This window comes from Microcystis sp. M169S2 (assembly GCF_020245865.1).
GTDB lineage: Bacteria > Cyanobacteriota > Cyanobacteriia > Cyanobacteriales > Microcystaceae > Microcystis > Microcystis ichthyoblabe_A.
Map to the genome: position 1 here is coordinate 13,037 of NZ_JADBUB010000118.1, position 21,052 is coordinate 34,088.

The window sequence follows — 21,052 nt, forward strand, 5'->3', positions numbered from 1 at the left end:
TTCTTCCTTGAGATGAGCGATACTTTTCGAGAATTATTAAAAGCGATCGGTAGTGGCACCCATACGGGCAAAAATTTAACCCGTCCCGAAGCGGCAATGGCCACCAAGATGATGTTAACCCAAGAGGCAACCCCGGCCCAAATCGGTGCTTTCATGATTGCCCATCGCATTAAACGCCCCACCAGCGATGAGTTAGCGGGAATGCTTGATGCCTACGCCGAGCTTGGCCCGCAAATAACCCTAGAATCAGCCTCTTTTCAGCATCCGATCACTATTTTTGGCAATCCCTACGATGGACGCTCTCGCACTGCCCCGGTTACTCCGATCACTACTTTAATCTTAGGGTTGGCGGGGGTTCCCGTAGTCCTGCACGGGGGCGATCGAATGCCGACTAAATACGGTATTTCCCTCAAGGAAATCTGGCAGCAATTAGGAGCAGATTTTAGTCAATTATCCTTAGCAGCAGTGAAAGACTGTTTAATCACCACAGGATTGACTTTTTTCTATATTCCGCGCCATTTTCCCCTAGTACAGAATTTCATCACCTATCGGGAGCAAATCGGTAAACGTCCGCCCATGGCCACGGTAGAGTTAATCTGGTCACCTTTTGTCGGTAATATCCATCAAATATCGGGTTTTGTTCACCCCCCCACCGAGGATCGTTTTTGCGAAACTTTTGCCCTGAGAAATATCTCTCACTTCACCACCGTGAAAGGATTAGAGGGCAGTTGTGATTTAGCCTGTAATCGGACGGCGATTATTGGTCTAGGAAATCCCACCGATCCCCCTTCCTTTCAGCGATTTTTCTTAAATCCTCGCGATTATGGCTTTTGTCCCTCGGATTATCCCCTGGAATCTTTAGAATTGCTCACCGCTAAATTAAAGGGTTTATTAGCTGGAGAAAATAACGAATTAACCGACGCGGCAATTTTTAACGGTGGTTTTTATCTTTGGCGCTGTGGAATTGCCCCGGATATCCCCACCGGTTTCCAGCAAGCACAACAATCTTTACAGTCAGGAAAAGCCCTGGCTAAACTAGAACAAATCCGTAATTATCTGGAAAATCAGGAATAGATAGGAATAAGGCTGTAGGGGAAATTACTTCTAAATCAATCATTAATTTGAGAAGTTAGGCCAAGAAGGTCAACCCCAGACTTGGTGTAACTTCTAGGTTTAAAGATCAATGCTTTTGAAAAAAAATTTTCCCGACTGCATCATTTCCGCGCTCAAGGGGGAAAACCATGACTACGGTGAACGATTTAGAAGTTTCTAATTCCTATCACAGTCGCCCGTAGAGAAGCCACCATGTCTGCAATTAATCCCTCGACCCTTCGGTTTCTCTCAGGGTCAACGCTCGAAACTGAATTTATCTCCCCCTCTTTTTCTGTCCTAAAATTGAAGGAAAACTCGATCGACCTAGATGAAGATTTTCTCGGCAGTGATTTAGAAGATAATTTAGTATCTAGTCCCCAAAAAAGCTACAGCAACCGTACAACTACCGATTTAGTCCGTTTATACCTACAAGACATTGGCAGAGTGCCTCTACTCAAACGGGACGAAGAAGTTGAACAAGCGCAACGGGTGCAGCGTCATCTGTCTTTACTGAAATTGCGCGCCACTGCCCTTAAACAAGGTGATGCACAAATACAGCAATTTGTCAAGTTAATTAAGATTTGTGATCGACTGACCGCCCTTCGGCTTCTCTCAGGGTCAACTCGATCAGCCCATCCTCTCTCCCTGGAACGTTGGGCAGAAACTGCCCAAATCACCGTGTCTGAGTTAAAAAATGCTTTGAAAGCGGGAAAACAGCGTTGGGCGCATCTAGCGGGCTTAGAAGTGGAAGAATTAGAAGAAATTATCGCCCTTGGTACCTGTGCCAAAGAACAGATGATTAAGTCCAATTTACGTCTGGTTGACCCTGAGAGAAGTCGAAGGGTGGTGTCGGTGGCCAAAAAATATCAGAATCGCGGTTTAGAATTATTGGATTTGATTCAAGAGGGAACCCTGGGTTTAGAACGCGCCGTCAAGAAATTTGATCCCACCAAAGGCTATCGTTTTAGTACCTATGCCTACTGGTGGATCCGTCAAGGAATTACAAGAGCGATCGCAACTCAAAGCCGGATTATTCGCTTACCGGTGAGTATTACCGAAAAACTCAACAGAATTAGGAAAGCACAACGGAAAATCTCAAAAATGCGCGGTCGCACTGCGACCGTAGAGGAAATTGCCCAAGAGTTAGGGATGACTCCTGAAACTGTGCGGGAATTGTTGATGACAGTGCCGCGTTCGGTTTCCTTAGAAATAAAAGTGGGTAAGGAAAAAGATACGGAATTAATAGACCTTTTGGAAACTGAAGAAGTGTCTTCAGAAAATCGTCTTGTCTATGAATCTTTGCAAAGAGATATGAGAGAACTATTGGCAGATTTAACCACTCGCGAACGAGAAGTGATTGAATGGCGCTATGGTTTTCTCGATGGTAAATCCCATTCCTTGGCTGATATCGGTCGCATCTTGGAATTATCCGGGGAAAGGGTGCGAAAAATTGAGTTGAAAGCGTTGCAAAAACTGCGTCAATCCGGGCGACATCATCAAATTCGCGATTATTTTGAAGCGTTGAGTTAGTTAGGGTATGTGGAAAAAGTTTTTCCTGGGGGCAGGGTGTGGGGAGTATTTTCAGTGAACAGTAAACAGTAAAAAGTAATCCTAAATCCTGTTATTAAAAACTGATTATTTATTCCTCCTTTTGCCTCTTGCCTCTTGCCTCTTGCCTATCCTGATATGTAGCCTATACTCAACGGATTTAGTATTAATATGTCCAATTTTGTTTCGTCTGTAGGGTGTAGGTTCCGTCGCGCACATTGACCCGATGGGGGATCAGCTTCAGGTCTCGGAAGATATGAGCTTGGTGTTGTAGGGCCGTCAGAGAGCGATCATCGATCGGGATAATGGCACGTTCAGAGGCCCGTTGTTCGAGATTAGTCACGATCGCCGGATCGATCTCGTGGTGAGCTGCCAAGCGTCTCGTCGCCTCTAACTCCTGTTGTTTCGCCCAGGCACCCGCCTCGTTCACCTCTTCTAAAATCACCTTCAGTACATCGGGATAATCCCGCACCAATTCGGGAACCGCATAATAATAGGTCGGCACTTCTAGAGAGGCGTTTTCCCCAAAGATACTCTCTAGATCGGCCAACGGTCTTCCCGGATAGCTGCGCGTCTCCGTGGGAGAATAGGGAACCCAGACCACCCAAGCGTCGATCTCACCGCGACGGAAAAGCACCAGCGCTTCCGGTTGAGTCGCATACACCGGTTCGATATCGCTTAATTCTAGATTCACTCTCATCAGGGCGCGGATGAGGACATAATGGGCGCTCGAACCTCGATCGAAGGCGATTCTTTTGCCTTTTAAATCCGCCAAGGTCTGTATTGGCGAATCCTCAGGCACGAGAATCGCCTGACCTTTCGGGGCGGTATATTTTTCCTTGGCTACCCGGACGAAGACGTGTTCGGCTGCTTGGGAGAAAATACTCGCCGTACCGCCACCACCGCAGAAGTCGATCGTTCCGTTGCTCAAGGCCTCGATCAGAGAGGAAGCGGCCAGAAAACTCGTCCACGTTACCGTCACCCCAAAGGGTTTTAAGCGTCTTTCCAGAAAGGCCTGGGCGCGGAGAACTTCCAGATTAGTCATGCCCTCGGGATAGCCGATCTTGAGGGTTCCTAACCGCCGCGCTTGTTTGGCGAGAGGAGTGATATCGGAGGGGGTCGAGCGCTTGAACCAGCGATCGATCGCGATACAGAAGAGAATTCCAGCGATAAATAATCCCACGGTTTCCAATAGCCGGGGAGTGGTATTTCGGGGGAATTTAAAGCTATCGACGAGGTTCAGAATCAGGTTATCGGATCGAGAATTTTGACCGACGGCGATCTCGCGTAGCGAGCGCTTTGCGTTCGTGTCGGAAAATCCAGCCAGGAGAAAGCTCCCGACGAGGCTGGTCACAAAAAGCACTGCGGGAAGAACTCCCCGGCAATTTCGCCACGGTTTCCAGAGACACTTGATCGAACGGTGGAGCATGGGATTTCTCGCAGAAAACAAGATTTATTATCAGGAAAGGAGACAAGAGGGAAGGGTTTCCCAACTTGATCCCTTCGACTTGGCTCAGGGCAAGCGGGAGAGGTTCCATTAGTTTTATCTACATACTATAAAAATCCACGACTCCTCGATTGTGTAACAAAGTACATTTATAAATGTATTGAAAATGATATAGTTTCAAAATGAAATTGCGCCCGCATTTGAGAGATCGAGGTAGTATGGATGGATTGGTTGATCGAAATCGTCAAAATCGCGGTGGCCACCGGCATAGCCACCACCTTCGACGACAATATTTATCTAACTGGCTTCTTTAGCGAGGTAAATCGTACCTTTCGCCCGGTTCACGTTGTCGTCGGCGAGCTAGTCGGGTTTACGGCCTTAGTATCGGTAAGCTTGCTGGGTTTTCTACTCGGCTTAATGATCCCGCCGATTTATATCGGTCTTCTCGGAATCTTGCCAATCCTCATCGGTGTGAGAAATTTACTGACGTTAAATCGCGATAACGAGAGGGAAACCGCAGATCGCAAGGTGAATTTGCGAAGAAACGCCCGATTTCACGGATTCGCCTCCCGCAGACTATCCCTCGGTCAAGTCTTCAGCGATCGCCAAACCTATAAAGTTTCCGCAGTCACGATATCCAATGGCGGCAATAATCTCGGTATCTATATTCCCCTATTCGCCAATAGTACCGTGGCGCAGTTAGCCGTCATCATCCCGATCTGCTATCTAATCGTTTGTACTTGGTTATTTCTCTCCTATAATCTAACCCGCCAACCGGGGATCGCGGTCGTCCTCAGCCGTTATGCGAGCAAGCTTTTCCCTTTTGTGCTGATGTGGTTGGGCCTACGGATTATTCTCGATAACGGCTCCTATCGCCTGTTGATTCCCATCGGCTAAATTAGGCCCCCGTAAAAATCGCCAATCTCCGGCTCCCACGGGAGTCAAAATTCAGGAAGAGAGAAGAAAAAATTAGTTGGTTTAGATCAACCTTATCGAGAAAATCCCGATGAATGTATCACTGTTGTCAATTCGATCGCTGTTTCGTCCCTTTCGTTCCTTATCGGGGAGGAGCTTCCTTTCCTTCCTGTTAGTGGGACTGTTGGCAAGTCTCGCCCTCGCCTCCTGCGGGGGAATCGGCTCAAAACCGGAGGTGAAACTGAATCTCGTTTCCTTCTCGGTCACAAAAGCCGCCCACGACCAGATTATCCCGAAATTCGTCGATAAATGGCGGAAAGAGCATAACCAAAAAGTCATTTTCCAGCGGAGTTACGGCGGTTCCCTGGCCCAGGCCGATGACGTGAACGCAAAGCGCTCGCTACGCGAGATCGCCGGGAAACAAGAGGCGGACGTGGTACATCTCGCCCTTCCCCTCGACGTGATGCGGATATCTCAAGCCGGCCTGATTAATCGCGGTTGGGAAGATCGGGTGCCGCGGCGGGGGGTGGTGAGTCACTCGGTGGCGGCGATCGTGACGCGGGCGGGAAATCCGAAAAAGATTCAATCTTGGGCGGATCTGGCTAGAGAGGACGTTACGGTTCTATCCGCCGATCCGAAAACTTCCGGGATCGCTATTTGGCAGTTATTAGCCCTCTGGGGTTCGGTGACGCAAACGGGGGGTGAACCGCAACAGGCATGGGATTTTGTCCGCCGGATCTATCAAAAGATTCCCACCCTAGCTAGGGACGCACGGGAAGCCAGCAATGCCTTTTTCCAAGAGGGAAAGGGGGATGTTTTAGTCACCTACGAAAACGAGGTAATTCTAGCGGCAAGAAATCAACCAGATACCAATTACTTAGTCCCCCCGGTCAATATCTCGATCGATAATCCCGTGGCGGTGGTGGATAGAAATGTCGATAAACACGGCACGCGAGAGGTGGCCGAGGCCTTTGTGAATTTCCTCTATTCCGAGCCGGCACAACAGGAATTGGCCAAATTAGGCTATCGCTCGGTCAATCCCTTCGTGGCCAAGGATGAAGGACTACAATTTCCGCCGATCAAGACCCTTTTCAACGCCCAAGATCTCGGCGGTTGGACGTTGATCGAAAAGGAATTTCTGGCCAATAACGGCATCTTCGAGCAGATTAAGAACCAGTCGGCTTCCTAACATTTTTCCCGCTTTAATCTATGAAATTCTCTCATTATTTTTTCCTAATCTCCCTTCTGATTGCGAGTAATTTGATCGCCGGTTGCGGTCGCCCGGCCGACTCGGCCGAGAAAGAAGCGCCAGTCTCGATCGACGGTGGTGCGGTGGGTTTCGCCCTCTCCCTCGCCGTTGCCGAAGAATATCAGAGAATCCATCCCGAAGCGCGGGTAAGCGTCGCCACCAGTGGAACCGGGGGCGGTTTTAGTAAGTTCTGCGCCGGAAATCTCGACATTGCCGGGGCATCGCGGGTGATCCGGAAAGAAGAGATCGAGAAATGTCGGGAAAACGGCGTGGAATTTCTGGAATTACCGATGGCGATCGACGGATTGGCGGTGATTGTCAATAAAAAAAATCAATTCGCCAAGTGTTTAACGATTAAAGAACTCGATCAAATGTGGAACACGAAAGCGGAGGGTAGGATTACCAGTTGGAAACAGATTAATCCCAAATTTCCCGACGAGAGATTATTACTTTTCGCCCCGCCTTCCGATACGGGAACCTTCGATTATTTCACCCAAGCGATTACGGGAAAACGGAGAAATAGCCGCACCGATTTTACCCCGAACCGCAATCAAAACGCCCTCGTACAGGGGGTGATCGGCAATCCATCCGCGCTTGCCTATTTAGGCATCTCTTTCTATATGCAGAACCAAGATCGATTGAACTTGGTGGCGATCGAAAATAATGAAGGAAAATGCGTCAAACCGGGCCCCCTCGATAACGTTCTCCGCAATGTCTATAATCCCCTTTCCCGTCCCCTGTTTATCTACGTCAACAAGAATAATTTAAAAACGAATCCATCCCTGGAAAAATTCGTGCGCTTCTATTTAGAAAATTCCTGGAAATGGGTCGATGGCGTGGGTTACGTCGCTTTACCTGATGAGGCCTACGTCAAAACCCTGCGGAAATTCGAGCGCGGGGAAACGGGATCGAAATTCGGCAAAGCTAAACCGGGAGAACCGATCACGAACTTTATCTAAAAAAGGAATTTTGTTAAACCATGACCTTAACCCCGAGTTCTTTCGATAATTCTTTTTTCGCGGCAGATAATTCACTCCTCAAGCACCCCGGCGACGATATTCAAGAGAAGATAATCGCGCTGATTCTCTTCGCTTGCGCTTTCGTTTCCGTGGCGACGACAATCGGCATCGTGGCGATTATTTTTAGTGAAACCTGGGGATTTTTTCAAGAGGTATCTTTCGCCCAATTCTTTCTCGATACCCGTTGGACTCCACTGTTCGCCACCCCTCATTTCGGCATCTGGCCGCTGATTAACGGGACATTTTTAACCACGGCCATCGCTATGTCCGTCGCGGTTCCTTTAGGCCTATCTTCCGCGATCTACCTCGCCGAATACGCAAAACCGAACCTAGCGGCGATTTTACGCCCTGCGGTGGAACTTCTCGCCGGGATTCCCACGGTGGTGTACGGGTACTTCGCCCTACTGGTGGTCACGCCCACTTTGCGGAATCTTTTCCCCGTCGAGATTTTTAACGCCCTCAGCGCCGGGTTAATGATGGGAATCATGATCACTCCCACGGTGGGATCGATTAGTTTAGACGCGATCCGAGCGGTTCCTCGTTCCCTGCGCGAGGGTTCCTACGCCCTAGGAATTACCAAGCTAGAAACGATTTTTAAAGTGGTTCTCCCCGCCGCCCTCTCCGGGATCATGGCCTCGATTATTCTGGGAATGTCGCGGGCGGTGGGGGAAACGATGACGGTGTTGATCGCCGCCGGCTCCCAACCCCGGCTTACCCTCAATCCCTTCGAGTCGATCGCCACGATGACCGCTTTTATGGCCGAGATTTCCGGGGGAGATGCGCCCCGGGGCAGTCTCAGTTTTAAAACCCTCTACGCAGTCGGCGCGGTGCTTTTTTTGATCACGTTGGCACTGAATCTGGCCAGTTACTGGATCTCCCACCGTTTTAAAGAAAAATACGATTGATTTGCCATGGTTAAATCCTCTGTTAAGTCCGATACCGTTGAATTTATCGACCATCTGGAACGCCGGGAGGCGATCGGCAAATTCTGCGAGTATCTTTTCTTCTTCGGTTTACTGATCGGTTTGTTCGTTCTGGCGCTGTTGGTGTTGAATATCGCCCACGATGGACTGGGACGACTCTTAACCCCCGGATTCCTCACGGAAACGCCTTCCCGTTTCCCGGAAAGGGGCGGTATCCGTCCGGCGATCATCGGTAGTTTCTATCTGGGAATTATCGTGCTTCTCGTGGCGGTGCCGATCGGGGTCGGGTCGGCTTTGTATCTAGAGGAATACGCCCCGAAAACTTGGTGGACGGCACTGATCGAGGTGAATATCGGCAATCTGGCCGGGGTTCCCTCGATCGTCTACGGCTTATTAGGATTAGCGGTTTTTAACTATCTGCTCAATTTTGGCCCGACGCTGATTTCCGGCGCTTTAACCCTTGCGCTTCTCTCGCTGCCGGTGATTATCGTCACGGCGCGGGAGGCGATCCGGGCGGTTCCCGATTCCCTACGCCAAGCCTCCTACGGTCTAGGCAGTACCAAATGGCAGACGATCCAACACCATGTTTTACCCTACGCGGTGCCGGGGATTCTCACGGGGGTGATTATCTCCGTGTCGCGGGCGATCGGAGACGCGGCTTCCTTAATGGTCGTCGGCGCGGTTAGTTTCCTCACTTTCGATCCTGGTTTATTCCAACGCTTTATGGCGCTACCGATTCAAATTTTCAGCTATATCACCCGTCCCGAACCCGGTTTCGCCAATGCTGCGGCGGCCGCGATTATCGTTCTGATCCTGTTAATTCTCGCCCTCAACGCCATCGCTATCTATCTACGTCAACATTATTCGACACTGAATTAGGGAAGGCAGCAGGCAGAAGGCGGGAGGTTAGATAAGTCTATTTAGGGTTTGCGGCAAAAAGTACGGGCGAAGCATTCGGATAGAAAATCTCCGGTTTCACCGATAGGTTATTGCCCGAATGCTTCGCCCCTACAGGACGCGGGCCGATGAAGACGCAAGGTTTTGAAGCACGATTCTCTCAAAATCTGGCACCTGTTTCGCGAGAAAAGCCACAAAACTCTTACCTTGCCTACATTTCACATTTATTCAGCCAGCCCTATTTAAGTTCTTAATTGCCCACTCCTGTGCTCCCCACTTCCCTCGAAACACATCTTTAATCACACTCAGGAGAATTTTTACCATGACTACCCACCTTAACGCCGATCACAGTGTTTTCGACGCAGAAGGAGTCAAAGTTTTTTATAACGGGTTTCTCGCTCTTCTGGACGTTCATATTAAAATTCCCGCGCGAAAAATCGTCGCCTTTATCGGGCCGTCCGGTTGCGGGAAAAGTACCCTCTTGCGCTGCTTTAACCGAATGAACGATCTGATCCCCGGCGCCAAGGTGGAGGGAAAATTACTCTACCGAAATCAGAATATTTACGATTCGCAGGTCAATGCGGTCAAGTTAAGGCGACAGGTGGGGATGGTTTTCCAACGTCCCAACCCTTTTCCCAAGAGCATTTACGAGAATATCGCCTACGCGCCCCGAACCAACGGTTATCAGGGAAATCTGGACGAATTGGTCGAGTATTCCCTGCGGCAGGCGGCGATCTGGGAGGAAGTAAAGGACAAACTGAAAGAAAAAGGAACGGCACTATCGGGGGGACAGCAACAGCGCCTCTGTATTGCCCGTGCAATCGCTATGAAGCCAGATGTTTTATTGATGGATGAACCCTGTTCGGCTCTCGATCCCATTTCTACCCGTCAGGTGGAGGAATTGTGCCTACAACTGAAGGAAAGTTACACGATCATTACCGTCACCCACAATATGCAGCAGGCATCGCGGATCGCCGACTGGACGGCGTTTTTTAACACCGAAACCGATCGGTCCGGGAAACGCCGGGGAAAATTAGTCGAATTCAGCCCCACGGAAGTTATGTTCGGCAATCCCCAAACCGACGAGGCCCGGGAGTATATTACCGGGCGATTTGGGTAATTGAAACAGAAAAAAAGCCGATAGTCTATTTTTCACAACCGTGCGCGGTTTTATGCCGAGACACCCATTGCTATGAATAGAAAGGACTGGATTTTCGCTATTTTGTTGGTTTTTGTCCCGATCTCGATCGCCTGGAATTTCCTGCGTTGGGACGTGACGATCGTTTTCCTGAGTGCCTGTCTAGCGATTGTTCCCCTGGCCGCTTACATGGGAAAGGCAACCGAGGAAATCGCCGTCGTGGTCGGTCCTAATCTTGGCGGTTTAATGAACGCCACCTTCGGCAACGCCACCGAATTAATTCTCGCCTACGCCGCCCTGGAAGAAGGTTTGATCGAGGTGGTGAAAGCGACGATTACCGGTTCGATTATCGGGAATCTGCTGCTGGTAACGGGCTTATCGATGTTTTTCGGCGGCTTACGCTATAAAGAACAGAAATTCCAGCCCGTGACCGCCCGTTTAAATTCCTCGTCGATGAATCTCGCCGTGGCAGCGATCCTCCTACCCACGACCGTTCAATACACCTCCGCCGCAATCGAGGAGAGCGTCCTACAGCGTCTCTCGGTAGCGGTGGCGGCGGTATTAATTTTTGTGTATTGCCTGAGTCTGCTGTTTTCGATGAAGACCCATACCTATCTTTACGAGGTGGGGGTCGCCGATCTCGATCAAGAGTCGGGGGAAGCGGTAAGCGTAAAAAAGCCGAATCTCTGGCTCTGGGTGGGGATATTACTGCTGGTGACCATCGGGGTGGCGGTCGAATCGGAATTATTAGTTAATACCCTAGAGGAAGCCACGAGCGAATTAGGATTAACAACCCTTTTCACGGGGGTGATCCTGCTGCCAATTATCGGCAACGCGGCCGAACACGCCACCGCGGTTAGGGTCGCCTTAAAAGACAAAATGGATCTGGCGGTTTCTGTCACCGTCGGTTCGAGTCTACAAATCGCACTTTTTGTCGCACCGGTTCTCGTAATCGCGGGTTATTTCATCGGTCAGCCGATGGCTCTCGATTTCGACATCTTTGAATTGGTCGCCGTCGCCGTCGCAGTGTGGCTGACTAACTCGATCAGTAACGACGGTCGCTCGAACTGGTTAGAGGGTATATTACTCGTCGCCACCTACGCAGTGATCACCCTTGCTTTCTTTTTCCATCCCGCACCGGGATAAAGCCATCGGTCGTGGGAAATACAGTTTCTCCATCGGGATAGGTAGTAAAATTCTCCCGTTCCGGAACCTTTGAAGGAAAAGCCGAACAAGGTATAACGAACGGACGAACCCGACGGCCATCTTAAGGAAAAAAACGATGATCGAGATTGTGATCGCGATATCCACCGGTGTAGCGGCATTCGTCGCCACCAACCTCGACGATATATTGATCCTGACGATTCTCTTCAGCCAAACGGGAAAACTCTTCCGTCGTCGCGATATCGTGATCGGTCAGTATATCGGCTTTAGTCTGCTTGTTATTGCCAGTTTAGCGGGGTTTTTCGGCTGCTTTCTCATCCCTACCCCATGGATTCGCTATCTAGGCCTCGTTCCTGTGATTCTCGGCATCGTTTCCCTTCTCAAAGAAGAGGAGAAGGAGGAGGAGCCGGAGAATGTCGAAGTGGACCTGGAGGGTGCGAAACATTCCCCCTTCGGCGTAGCTCAGGGTAAACCCTTCGGTGGTTGGTTTGACCCGCGCACCTACAGCGTGGCTGCGTTGACCGTCGCCAACGGGAGCGATAATATCGGTATTTACGTTCCCCTGTTTGCCAGTAGTACCGTGACAAGTCTGATCGTTATCGTCAGCGTTTTTTTGATTCTGGTGGGGGTTTGGTGTGCGTTCGCCTACGGGTTGACCAGTGTGCCGACCATCGCCACTATTCTAACCAGTCAGGGAAGCACCTTCGTTCCCTGTGTGCTGATCGGTCTGGGTATTTTTATCGTCAAAGAAAGTATTTCCCTCGCGTTTTTGGCCTCAGCAATTAGCTATCTCTGGGCGATCATCGGTCGCAGTCAGGGACTGGCAAGAAAATAAAGTACCATTTATTTACTAGGCAGAATTATCACATTAAATCTGGTTATTAAAAACTGATTATTTATTTCTCCTTTTGCCTCTTGCCTGTCCTTATAAGTAGCCTATACTCAACGGATTTAGTATCACATCCCAAGGGGTGATTCTGAGTGGGGTGTGGGGGTTAGGAGATTTTAACTCACTGAGAACAACGATTTGATGAGTTGCATTCCAGACGTTTTTGACGTTCTGCTAAGATTGTTTGTAAATTCGGTCTTCCGGTTAAGGTTAATCGCCAAGAAGCCCAAATGTCATAGATAATATCCACTAGAAACCCGATAACCGGCCATTTGGTAGCGGCATAAATCCAACCAATGCCCAAAATATCATAGACTTGGCGAAACACTTCCACATTTTGGATAATAGTACCATCAGCTAGTACAGCGTGGATTCGTCCCATGGCTGCCGCGAAGGAAATACCGCCATTTTCCTCCGGATTATAGTTTTCGGCGGCAATATCGACAAAAGCAACTAATCCTCTCCCAGCATCCTGTTTTTGCAGAAAATTAACCTCCCGCAAGCAGAGGGGACATTCTCCATCGTAGAGGAGTTTAATTTTCCAAGAGGGCGATCGAGTAGAATTTTCTAAGGTATCAGCAGATGGAGTCGGTAAAGATGACATGATCTTCTAAGGATTCTCTTTTCAGTGAACAGTGAACAGTAAACAGTAATCAGTGAACTGAAAACTCAAATCCGATCACTGATGACTGACTCCTGATGATTATTTTATGGCAATTCATCAGATTGGATGGGATCACTCTCTATTGGTTCTCGATCGTTGCGTTTTGAGAAACCCCAAGCAAAGAGGATAGCAATTAAACTAATCATAATCCATTCCGGCGGCACAAAATCGGGACTAATCACCCGCAACAACAATCTTAAACCCACCAAACCGACGGTGACAAAACCGGCATCTTCTAGGTGGGTGTATTCCTCTAACCAGCGAATAAATAAACCCGCCATAAAGCGCAGGGTAACTACTCCGATCGTACCACCAAGCAGGATCAACCAAGTATCATCGGCCACGGCGATGGAGGTGGTAACACTATCGAGGGAAAAAGCTAAATCAGTAACGGCAATTAGGGGGATAGCTTGCCAGAGAGATTGAAACTTGAGACTATGATGGGTGTGATCCTTGTCTTCAGGGGAGGCAAAGTAATTAAAGACTAACCAGAGCAAATATACTGCTCCCAAAAGTTCAAACTGCCAGTATTTAACCACCCAGGTGGCAGTAAGAATCAAGACCATACGGAGAATATAGGCGAAAACTAAGCCAATATTCAAGGCCTGACGTTGACGCTGATGATCTCCTAATCCCTGTGCTATGGAAGCGAGAGCAATGGCGTTATCTGCTGATAATACCGCTTCTAGGGCAATGAGAACCAACAGAATTAACGGGGTTTTTAGACTAAGGGTTAGAGATGAATCAAGGAGCGAGTCTAACATTGAGGCCGCAGGTAAAAATAAATGTAATCATGGCAATATCTCAGCTTAACGCTTTTACAACTTTCTTTTCTAGGGGAGATAACCGTCATCGGGGTGGGGAGATATGAAGTCTTGTAACGAAATGATGCAGAGGACCCCGATGATGTCGGAAAGTATTGGATGAATATCTTTATGAGGAGATAATCAGCAATGCTTTCTGATACTCAAGTTCTAGTCGCTCTGGTAATTGCTTTAATCCCCGGGATTTTGGCTTTTCGTCTAGCGACGGAACTTTATAAGTAAAGTCGCTTTCAATAAACCCTGATCCCGTCTAACCTAGCTATAGGATAGACCGATTGGGGTTTTTTCCGTTATCGGTTATCAGTGATTGGGTGTAACTTAAAAGTAATTAGCCACCTTTCTCACCGATTTTACTTGTACTCATAAATCTATGACCGCACGAACACGAAACCAAACCGACAAAAAAACACCAAAAAAGCCAAAAAGCGGCAATAAATCCCAAAAATGGCAAGTTATCGAGATTTGGCTGCGAATTATTGCCTATAGCGCCATTTCCATCACGGCAGTTTTTGCGATCGCTCGCTTGTTACCCTACCAACAGATGCAACAGGCAAAACTGGAAGAAGTGCGTTTGGCAGCCCAAGAAAAGGAGGAACGCGTCAATCAATTGCGCGGTCAATTTACTCGCAGCTTTGATCCTAGTCAAGCGCGGCAAGTCATGGGGGAACAAAGTCCCCGACGGGATCCCAATCAAAGACGCATTTTTTGGGTTTCTCAGTAGAATTTATCGAGATAAATTCGTTTTTGAGCAGATTATTGGGGTATTTTGCCGATGCTAGTTGTTCACAACGAAAAAATTCTCGATTTCATTAAATACCGCTACTCTCTAGGGGATCTTCAGAGATTATCCGCGTTTTTGTCGGAAAATGATGTCTTGAGATTTCCCCAGCTAGAAAATGGCTTATTTCCAGCAGCATTAGTCAGTAATGAGACAGAATACACCGGATATGCCAATGTTTGGCTGAGGGATAACGTTTATCTGGCTTATTCTCACTATATTATCGGACAGACAGCGATCGCTGTCAAGAATATTCAGACTTTGATGAACTATTTTCAAAAGTTCCAAAGGCGTTTTATTAATATTATCCAAGGTCGGGTTAATCCTGAAAAGATCATGGAACGTCCTCATATTCGTTTTGAGGGACGTACACTGACGGAAATTGACCAAGTTTGGCAACACGCACAAAATGATGCCCTTGGCTATTTTCTCTGGTTTTATTGTCGTTTAGCACGGGAAAAATATATTCAGCTTTCCCCCGATTGTCTAGAAACAATTGCCCTATTCCCCTTATATTTTCAAGCAATTAGTTATTGGCAGGATGAGGATAGCGGTCACTGGGAAGAAACCCGCAAAATAGAAGCATCTAGCATCGGGGTTGTGGTAGCGGGATTACGCGAATTAAAAAGGTTATTAATCGAGACAGAGATAAATCTCACAGCCGAAAATCGCAGGATTACACCAGCATTTTTAGCGGACTTAATTGAGATAGGAGAACAAGCTTTATACCGTATTTTACCAGCCGAGTGTCTTCTACCAGTAGCGCAGGCAAGAAGTTATGATGCAGCCCTACTTTTTTTGATTTATCCCTTACAAGTGGTGGAGACAAATATCGCCGATCAAATTCTTAATAATGTTATCGTTCACCTTCAGGGAGATTACGGTATTCGTCGCTATTTAGGCGATTCTTTTTGGTGTCGAGACTATCGCTTAATTCCCCCAGAAATCCGCACCACGGTATCGACGGAAAGAGAAGGTTGGTTACAGGAACAAGGGAGAGGATTAAACCTAGGCGAAGAAGCACAATGGTGTATTTTTGATCCGATTATTTCTGCCATTTTTGCCCTTAAATTCCAGAGTACAGGTCAGGAGAAATACCTCAACCTACAAACCCATTACTTTAATCGTTCTCTCGGACAAATTACGCGAAAAGATTCCCCCGTGGGTGAGTTTAAATGTCCCGAATTATACTATCTAGAACAGGGAAAATATATCCCTAATGATGCCACTCCTCTCCTTTGGACACAGGCTAATTTACAAATCGCATTGGAACTAATTAAGAAAAGTTTAAGCCAATAGTGTAATTCTAAATAGCTGGTTATAATTCAATTTAAAATGGATTTTAGGTTTGATCCCCCCTGCCCCCCTTGATAAGGGGGGTGCCGATAGGCGGGGGGATCTACCCTTGATAAGGTGGGTGTCTGATAATTTTTAACGCCTACCTACTTATTTGACCAGATAAAATTACAACTATATATAAATTCAAGGGTTAAAAAATGCCTAATAACAACAATCAACCCGATATCAATAAAGCGATCGATGTGTGTATGGAGGAGTATAAAACCCTGCGAACGGAAATTTTGCAAACCATACAAAATCGCACTAATGTTATTGTCTTCGGAGGCGCTCTAGTTTTGACTTTACTGGGAATTGGGATTAGTCCCATAGCTAATCTTCCCATCATGAAAGAGACAACGACTGTTACTAGAATACCCACAGATACAACTACAATAGAAAAGAGAACAGGAAATACAATAAAACAGACAATATCTCATTCAAAAGCGGATAGTAACCACACCAATCAAGAAAAAAATTCAGGGTTAGTTATTAAAGAAAAAGACACAGAAACAGAAACAATATCTCGACAAAACTTTTATGATATTCCAATTGAACGACGAATTCCTTCAGCCATTATTCTAGGAATAATAGTTCCCGCCTCTTGTATATTAATCATCCTTCTTGTTAATGGAAATACTTATCTGATTGTTAGAATTGGTAGATATATTGCCACTAATATTGAGCCTAAAATTAATGATTTATACTTTAATAATTTACCTAGTGGTCAAAAGCCTATTATTTGGGAAAGCTATATGCAGACTTTAAAAACTGAAGCAGAAGAAAATACTTGGGTTACGGTTGTTTTTGGTGGTATTGCATTAGTCGCAAATGTAGGTGGTATTTTTTCCATATTCAACATATCAAACAATATGCTTGTTTTAGGAATCTTATTATTTTATTTAGTAATAATTATATTTATCTTTTCATTGTGGGAATCGACAATGAGAACAAAAATTACCCAGTTAAGAGACGGTGAAGGAAGTTTAAAAAAAATCTGGTACAAAGGAATTAACCCACAAAATAAAGAGGTGAAAAGTACACGAATATTTTGGAAGTCTAACCATAGAGTATGGGAAATGTATAAAATAGTAGTAGCAAAGATTGATGAAGGAGAAGATAAACAAGGCCTTTTAGATAAGCTTATCAATAATTTTAAAAATCTTCTTGATAAAGTTAAAAATCTTCTTGATAAAGTTAAAAACTACTTCAAAGGACAAGCACCAGAAGCAGATACAAATGATTTATTTAAAAATCTTCTTAAGGAAATTAAAAATTACAGTGGAAATCTAGAATATAATCCACCTTTCCCTTTTAAATTAAACAATGGTAAACCAAAAGATATTAACAATATCCTAGAATTACTCCAATTATGTATAGATTATCCAAAGAAATTTAAAGAACACATGGACAGACGAGATTTTGAGCGTTGGCTGCCTGATATAAAGGGAGGAGAAACCGAACTAGCAAATATAGCTCAGGCAACTCGCGAGAAAAACTTCTCCAACGATAATGAGCGCCTACATTATTTTCTCAGAGAATGCTATTTAAATAAACTTATCAATGATTTAAAAAATCTTCTTAAGGAAATTAAAAATTACATTAGAAATACAGAATATAATCCACCTTTCTATTTTAATTTAGACAATGGTGGAGGAAAACGCATTAACAATATCCCAGAATTACTCGAATTATGTATAGATAATCCCAATAAATTTAAAGAACACATGGACAAAGGAGATTTTGAGCGTTGGCTGGATAATATAGAGATAGGAGAAACAGAACTAGCAAATATAGCTCAGGGGACTCGCGAGAAAAATTTCCCTAACGATGATGAGCGCCTACATTATTTTCTCAGAGAATGCTGTCTAGTCTTGATTGGGAGAAACCCTTAATATTTCCTAACAAAAACTTGATTTGATCGCCGACTACCCGCAAGATAAAGAAAGAGCGTATGAGATAGGGAATTTACAAGAGGGTAAAAATTAAAATCTTTGGCTCTCTTATTCCCCGTATGATGAGTTTAACTTAATATAGGATCGATCGATCTTTGTGTCCTTTGTGTCTTTGTGGTTCGCTCCACTCCCCCGCCAGCCCAACTGTATCTTAGAATATATTTTACCCACCAAACTCAAGAGAGCCAATCTTTCTGATTTCAAGCTACCAACGACCGGCGCTAGTCACTGATAACTGAAACCTGAAAACTGATAACTGATAACTGAAATGACTCGATCCTATTTTGCTACTACCGCGAGGGGACTAGAAGAAATTGCCGCTAGGGAATTAGAATTCCTAGGGGCCAAAGAAGTGAAACCAGTATTCACCGGAGTCCATTTTCAGGGGGATATCTCCCTACTCTATCGAGTCAATCTTTGGTCAAGAATTATTTTTCGGGTTTTGGTTCCCATTGCCGAAATTCCCTGTGGGGATGGGAAGGAACTTTATGATGGCATTCAAGCCATTGATTGGCGCGATTATCTCACCAGTGAGGAAACTTTAGCGGTACAATGTACGGGAACAAACGATCACCTCAATCACACCCATTACACCGCCTTAAGCATCAAAAACGCTATTATCGACCAACAGCGTCAACAGGGGAATCCCCGTTCTTTTGTGGATACAGAAAATCCCGACCTGCAAATTAACGCTCATATCGAGAAAAATCGCTGTGTGCTTAGTTTAGATAGTTCTGGTCACAGTTTACATCGTCGCGGGTATCATCGGGCCATGGGAGTCGCACCTCTGAAAGAAAGTCTCGCCGCTGCTTTGGTAGAATTATCGGCATGGCAGGACGACATGGCGCTTTTAGACCCTTTCTGTGGTTCGGGAACTATTGTCATCGAAGCGACGTTAAAAGCTTTAAATATTGCCCCCGGTTTATCCCGTTCCCAGTTCGGATTCCAGAAATGGCCAGACTATCAACCGGATTTATGGCAATCTTTGCTTCAGGAAGCTAAAGAAAAACAAAAATCTCAGCTAAATGCGCCAATTTATGCTAGCGATGCCGATTATGAGGTTCTGCATCAGGCCGAGGATAACGCCTATTTTTGTCAAGTGCAGAACCATATTAATTTTAGCTTGCAAAGCATCACCGACTTAGAACCGGCGAGCGATCAAGGGATTATTCTCTGTAATCCCCCTTACGGCAAAAGATTGGGTAATACCGAAGAATTAGGGGCCTTATATAAATCCTTCGGTGATGTCTTAAAACAGAGGTTTAAGGGTTGGACAGCCTATATTTTATCGGGAAACAAAGAACTGACCAAACAAATCGGTCTGCGTTCTTCCCGTCGCACTCCCTTGTATAACGGTTCTCTGCCCTGTACCCTCTTAAAATATGAGTTGTATTAAGCTAAGACGCATTTAAGCCGCTTATTCTTAGATTAGTCGAATCTCCCCCCATCTCTTTACTCTTGCCTCTTGCCTTTTGCCTCTTGCCTCATCTCAACCAGCAATTTAAATTCGCGGGCAGTTTAACTACATCAAAACCTTGAGACTGTCAAGGGCTAAATGAACATTTTGACGAACTGAGGCAGCAGAAGTGTGTAAATCCAGACGTTCAGCATCGGTTAAACGCACTTCCAGAATACTTTCCACACCCCGGCATCCTAAGCGACAGGGAACCCCCAGATAAACATCCTGTAAACCGTATTCACCCTTGAGATAGGCTGCCGCCGGCAGTAAACGGGATTGATTTCTCAATATCGTCTCGATCATGGTACAGGCAGAGGAAGCAGGGGCGTAATAAGCGCCGCCAGTTTGCAGTAATTTGACGATTTCAGCCCCACCGTTGCGAGTTCTCTCCACTAGACGATTAATCGTCATCTCGTCCATTAATTCGGTAATCGGCACACCACTGACGGTACAGTAACGGGGTAGGGGCAACATTAAATCACCGTGACCACCCAAAACCATAGCATGAACGTCGGCGGTACTAACCCCCAATTCCATGGCGATAAAGGTTTGTAAACGGGAAGAATCGAGGACTCCTGCCATTCCCATCACTCTTTGGGGGGGTAAACCGGTGGCTTGCCAGACTAGATAGGTCATCACATCTAGGGGATTGGTGATGACGATAAAAATGGCCTCTGGAGAATACTGGAGGCATTTAGTGGCGGCCTCGACGACAATTTTAGCATTGACATTCATGAGATCATCGCGACTCATGCCCGGTTTTCTGGCTAATCCAGCCGTAATCACGACAATATCCGAACCTACGGTGTCTTCGTAGTTATTAGTGCCAATAATCTCGCTGTCGTGCAGTTCTATGCCCTGGGCTTCCATCAAATCTAGGGCAATACCCTGGGGCAAACCATTGACGATATCGAGGAGAACCACATCAGCGAGGTTTTTTTCGGCGATGCGTTGGGCCAGGGTGCGTCCGACGTTACCAGCACCAATAACCGAGACTCGGGGCGATTGACAAGGGATGAGTGTATCGTAGAAGTCAACCATGATTTATGGATGAGGCAATATCCTCATCAGACGGGTTCCAGTTGTTCGAGCTTTAGCCACACACTGGGGGTAGGAACATAGAATTTAATCAAAGCATAATCATCTTTTATATCCAAGACTTCTGCTGTCGAGTCGAACATATAACTGGGTAAACGGCGATCGCTGGCTAGGGCTTCGAGGCTATTTTCTAGGTTTCCCGTCACCACGCGGACTAAAGCTCCTTTCTTAATTGTAGCTGCCATGTTTTTCTCGTTAAATTTGTTGGGGGTTTCTTCCATAAATTGTTACATATTCGGGCGGGACTCTGACAAGAGCTTTTTTCAGTCATCGGTGAACTGATAAGCTAAGACGCATTTAAACCGCTTATTCTTAACCACCTAAGCAAAATTAATTACACATATCTAACCCCGCTCTTGCCTCTTGCCTCTTGCCTTTTGCCTCTTGCCTTTTGCCTTTTGCCTCTTGCCTTTTGCCTCTTGCCTTTTGCCTCTTGCCTTTTGCCTTTTGCCTCTTGCCTTTTGCCTTTTGCCTCTTGCCTTTTGCCTCTTGCCTTTTGCCTCGTCTCAACAAGCAATTGGCTCTCCCAGGTTTGGTGGGTAAAATGTATTCTAAGATACAGTCTTGCAGGCGAGTGAGTGGAACGCACAGAGACACAAAGGACACAAAGATTGATCGCTACTATATAAGTTAAACTTATCACACAAAGTCGAGAAGA

At 46.4% G+C, this 21,052-nt stretch carries 21 protein-coding genes; 15 read left to right on the plus strand and 6 right to left on the minus strand.

The window, feature by feature from the left end; translation table 11 throughout:
• Nucleotides 1–12: 12 nt before the first annotated feature.
• Nucleotides 13–1,074: an anthranilate phosphoribosyltransferase family protein gene (locus tag IM485_RS12385; RefSeq protein WP_287743401.1), complete on the plus strand. Its 1,062-nt coding sequence runs from the start codon at nt 13–15 to the stop codon at nt 1,072–1,074.
• Nucleotides 1,075–1,305: 231 nt separating this feature from the next.
• A complete protein-coding gene (gene sigC, locus IM485_RS12390; RefSeq protein WP_104397944.1) occupies nt 1,306–2,622 on the plus strand; it encodes an RNA polymerase sigma factor SigC in 1,317 nt (438 codons plus the stop codon).
• A 184-nt stretch (nt 2,623–2,806) separates the two neighbouring features.
• Here sigC and IM485_RS12395 read toward each other — a convergent pair whose 3' ends face one another.
• Nucleotides 2,807–4,069 carry a sulfonate ABC transporter substrate-binding protein gene (locus IM485_RS12395; RefSeq protein WP_104397945.1) on the minus strand — a complete coding sequence of 421 codons (1,263 nt, stop codon included), beginning with the start codon at nt 4,067–4,069 and terminating at the stop codon, nt 2,807–2,809.
• Between the two features lie 240 nt (nt 4,070–4,309).
• On the opposite strand from IM485_RS12395, the gene IM485_RS12400 reads away from it, so the two are divergent.
• The 8 genes from IM485_RS12400 (at nt 4,310) to IM485_RS12435 (ending at nt 12,227) form a co-directional block, all read left to right on the plus strand.
• Nucleotides 4,310–4,984: a cadmium resistance transporter gene (locus tag IM485_RS12400; RefSeq protein ID WP_104397946.1), complete on the plus strand. Its 675-nt coding sequence runs from the start codon at nt 4,310–4,312 to the stop codon at nt 4,982–4,984.
• Nucleotides 4,985–5,093: 109 nt separating this feature from the next.
• Nucleotides 5,094–6,191, plus strand: coding sequence for a sulfate ABC transporter substrate-binding protein (locus tag IM485_RS12405; RefSeq protein WP_287743406.1), 1,098 nt, complete (start codon nt 5,094–5,096; stop codon nt 6,189–6,191).
• 20 nt (nt 6,192–6,211) lie between these two features.
• Nucleotides 6,212–7,210: a PstS family phosphate ABC transporter substrate-binding protein gene (locus IM485_RS12410; protein WP_104397948.1), complete on the plus strand. Its 999-nt coding sequence runs from the start codon at nt 6,212–6,214 to the stop codon at nt 7,208–7,210.
• A 20-nt stretch (nt 7,211–7,230) separates the two neighbouring features.
• On the plus strand, nt 7,231–8,175 hold the full coding sequence (gene pstC, locus IM485_RS12415) for a phosphate ABC transporter permease subunit PstC (protein WP_004163293.1): 945 nt from the start codon (nt 7,231–7,233) through the stop codon (nt 8,173–8,175).
• 6 nt (nt 8,176–8,181) lie between these two features.
• Entirely contained in the window at nt 8,182–9,072 is an 891-nt protein-coding gene (gene pstA / locus IM485_RS12420; RefSeq protein ID WP_287743410.1) for a phosphate ABC transporter permease PstA, read from the plus strand.
• Between the two features lie 340 nt (nt 9,073–9,412).
• A complete protein-coding gene (pstB, locus tag IM485_RS12425) occupies nt 9,413–10,210 on the plus strand; it encodes a phosphate ABC transporter ATP-binding protein PstB (RefSeq protein WP_104397950.1) in 798 nt (265 codons plus the stop codon).
• Nucleotides 10,211–10,282: 72 nt separating this feature from the next.
• Nucleotides 10,283–11,374: a calcium/proton exchanger gene (gene cax / locus IM485_RS12430; RefSeq protein WP_287743414.1), complete on the plus strand. Its 1,092-nt coding sequence runs from the start codon at nt 10,283–10,285 to the stop codon at nt 11,372–11,374.
• A gap of 136 nt (nt 11,375–11,510) precedes the next feature.
• The gene (locus IM485_RS12435) at nt 11,511–12,227 is read left to right on the plus strand and encodes a cadmium resistance transporter (RefSeq protein ID WP_287743415.1); all 717 of its coding nucleotides are present in this window, start codon (nt 11,511–11,513) and stop codon (nt 12,225–12,227) included.
• A gap of 175 nt (nt 12,228–12,402) precedes the next feature.
• On the opposite strand, the gene IM485_RS12440 is transcribed toward IM485_RS12435, so the two are convergent.
• Complete coding sequence (locus IM485_RS12440; RefSeq protein ID WP_194017956.1) at nt 12,403–12,885, minus strand: thiol-disulfide oxidoreductase DCC family protein; 483 nt, start codon at nt 12,883–12,885, stop codon at nt 12,403–12,405.
• 104 nt (nt 12,886–12,989) lie between these two features.
• Nucleotides 12,990–13,709, minus strand: coding sequence for a TerC family protein (locus IM485_RS12445; protein WP_002737049.1), 720 nt, complete (start codon nt 13,707–13,709; stop codon nt 12,990–12,992).
• A gap of 189 nt (nt 13,710–13,898) precedes the next feature.
• Between IM485_RS12445 and psaM the strand changes: the two genes are divergently transcribed.
• The 5 genes from psaM to IM485_RS12470 all read left to right on the plus strand — a co-directional run bounded on the left by psaM (nt 13,899) and on the right by IM485_RS12470 (nt 19,233).
• Nucleotides 13,899–13,991 (plus strand): photosystem I reaction center subunit XII, encoded by a 93-nt coding sequence (gene psaM / locus IM485_RS12450; protein WP_012264462.1) that lies wholly within the window; start codon nt 13,899–13,901, stop codon nt 13,989–13,991.
• A gap of 148 nt (nt 13,992–14,139) precedes the next feature.
• Nucleotides 14,140–14,490 (plus strand): slr1601 family putative cell division protein, encoded by a 351-nt coding sequence (locus IM485_RS12455; RefSeq protein WP_194014533.1) that lies wholly within the window; start codon nt 14,140–14,142, stop codon nt 14,488–14,490.
• A 51-nt stretch (nt 14,491–14,541) separates the two neighbouring features.
• The gene (locus IM485_RS12460; protein ID WP_287743418.1) at nt 14,542–15,846 is read left to right on the plus strand and encodes a glycoside hydrolase family 15 protein; all 1,305 of its coding nucleotides are present in this window, start codon (nt 14,542–14,544) and stop codon (nt 15,844–15,846) included.
• A 197-nt stretch (nt 15,847–16,043) separates the two neighbouring features.
• Entirely contained in the window at nt 16,044–17,777 is a 1,734-nt protein-coding gene (locus tag IM485_RS12465) for a hypothetical protein (protein WP_287743420.1), read from the plus strand.
• A 328-nt stretch (nt 17,778–18,105) separates the two neighbouring features.
• On the plus strand, nt 18,106–19,233 hold the full coding sequence (locus IM485_RS12470) for a THUMP domain-containing class I SAM-dependent RNA methyltransferase (protein ID WP_287743421.1): 1,128 nt from the start codon (nt 18,106–18,108) through the stop codon (nt 19,231–19,233).
• A gap of 126 nt (nt 19,234–19,359) precedes the next feature.
• On the opposite strand, the gene mdh is transcribed toward IM485_RS12470, so the two are convergent.
• From mdh to IM485_RS12485, 3 genes are all read right to left on the minus strand, one after another.
• Nucleotides 19,360–20,337 (minus strand): malate dehydrogenase, encoded by a 978-nt coding sequence (mdh, locus tag IM485_RS12475; protein ID WP_104397958.1) that lies wholly within the window; start codon nt 20,335–20,337, stop codon nt 19,360–19,362.
• A 26-nt stretch (nt 20,338–20,363) separates the two neighbouring features.
• Complete coding sequence (locus tag IM485_RS12480) at nt 20,364–20,579, minus strand: NAD(P)H-quinone oxidoreductase subunit O (RefSeq protein WP_287743426.1); 216 nt, start codon at nt 20,577–20,579, stop codon at nt 20,364–20,366.
• A 145-nt stretch (nt 20,580–20,724) separates the two neighbouring features.
• Nucleotides 20,725–20,907: a hypothetical protein gene (locus IM485_RS12485; RefSeq protein WP_287743424.1), complete on the minus strand. Its 183-nt coding sequence runs from the start codon at nt 20,905–20,907 to the stop codon at nt 20,725–20,727.
• Between the last annotated feature and the right edge of the window lie 145 nt (nt 20,908–21,052).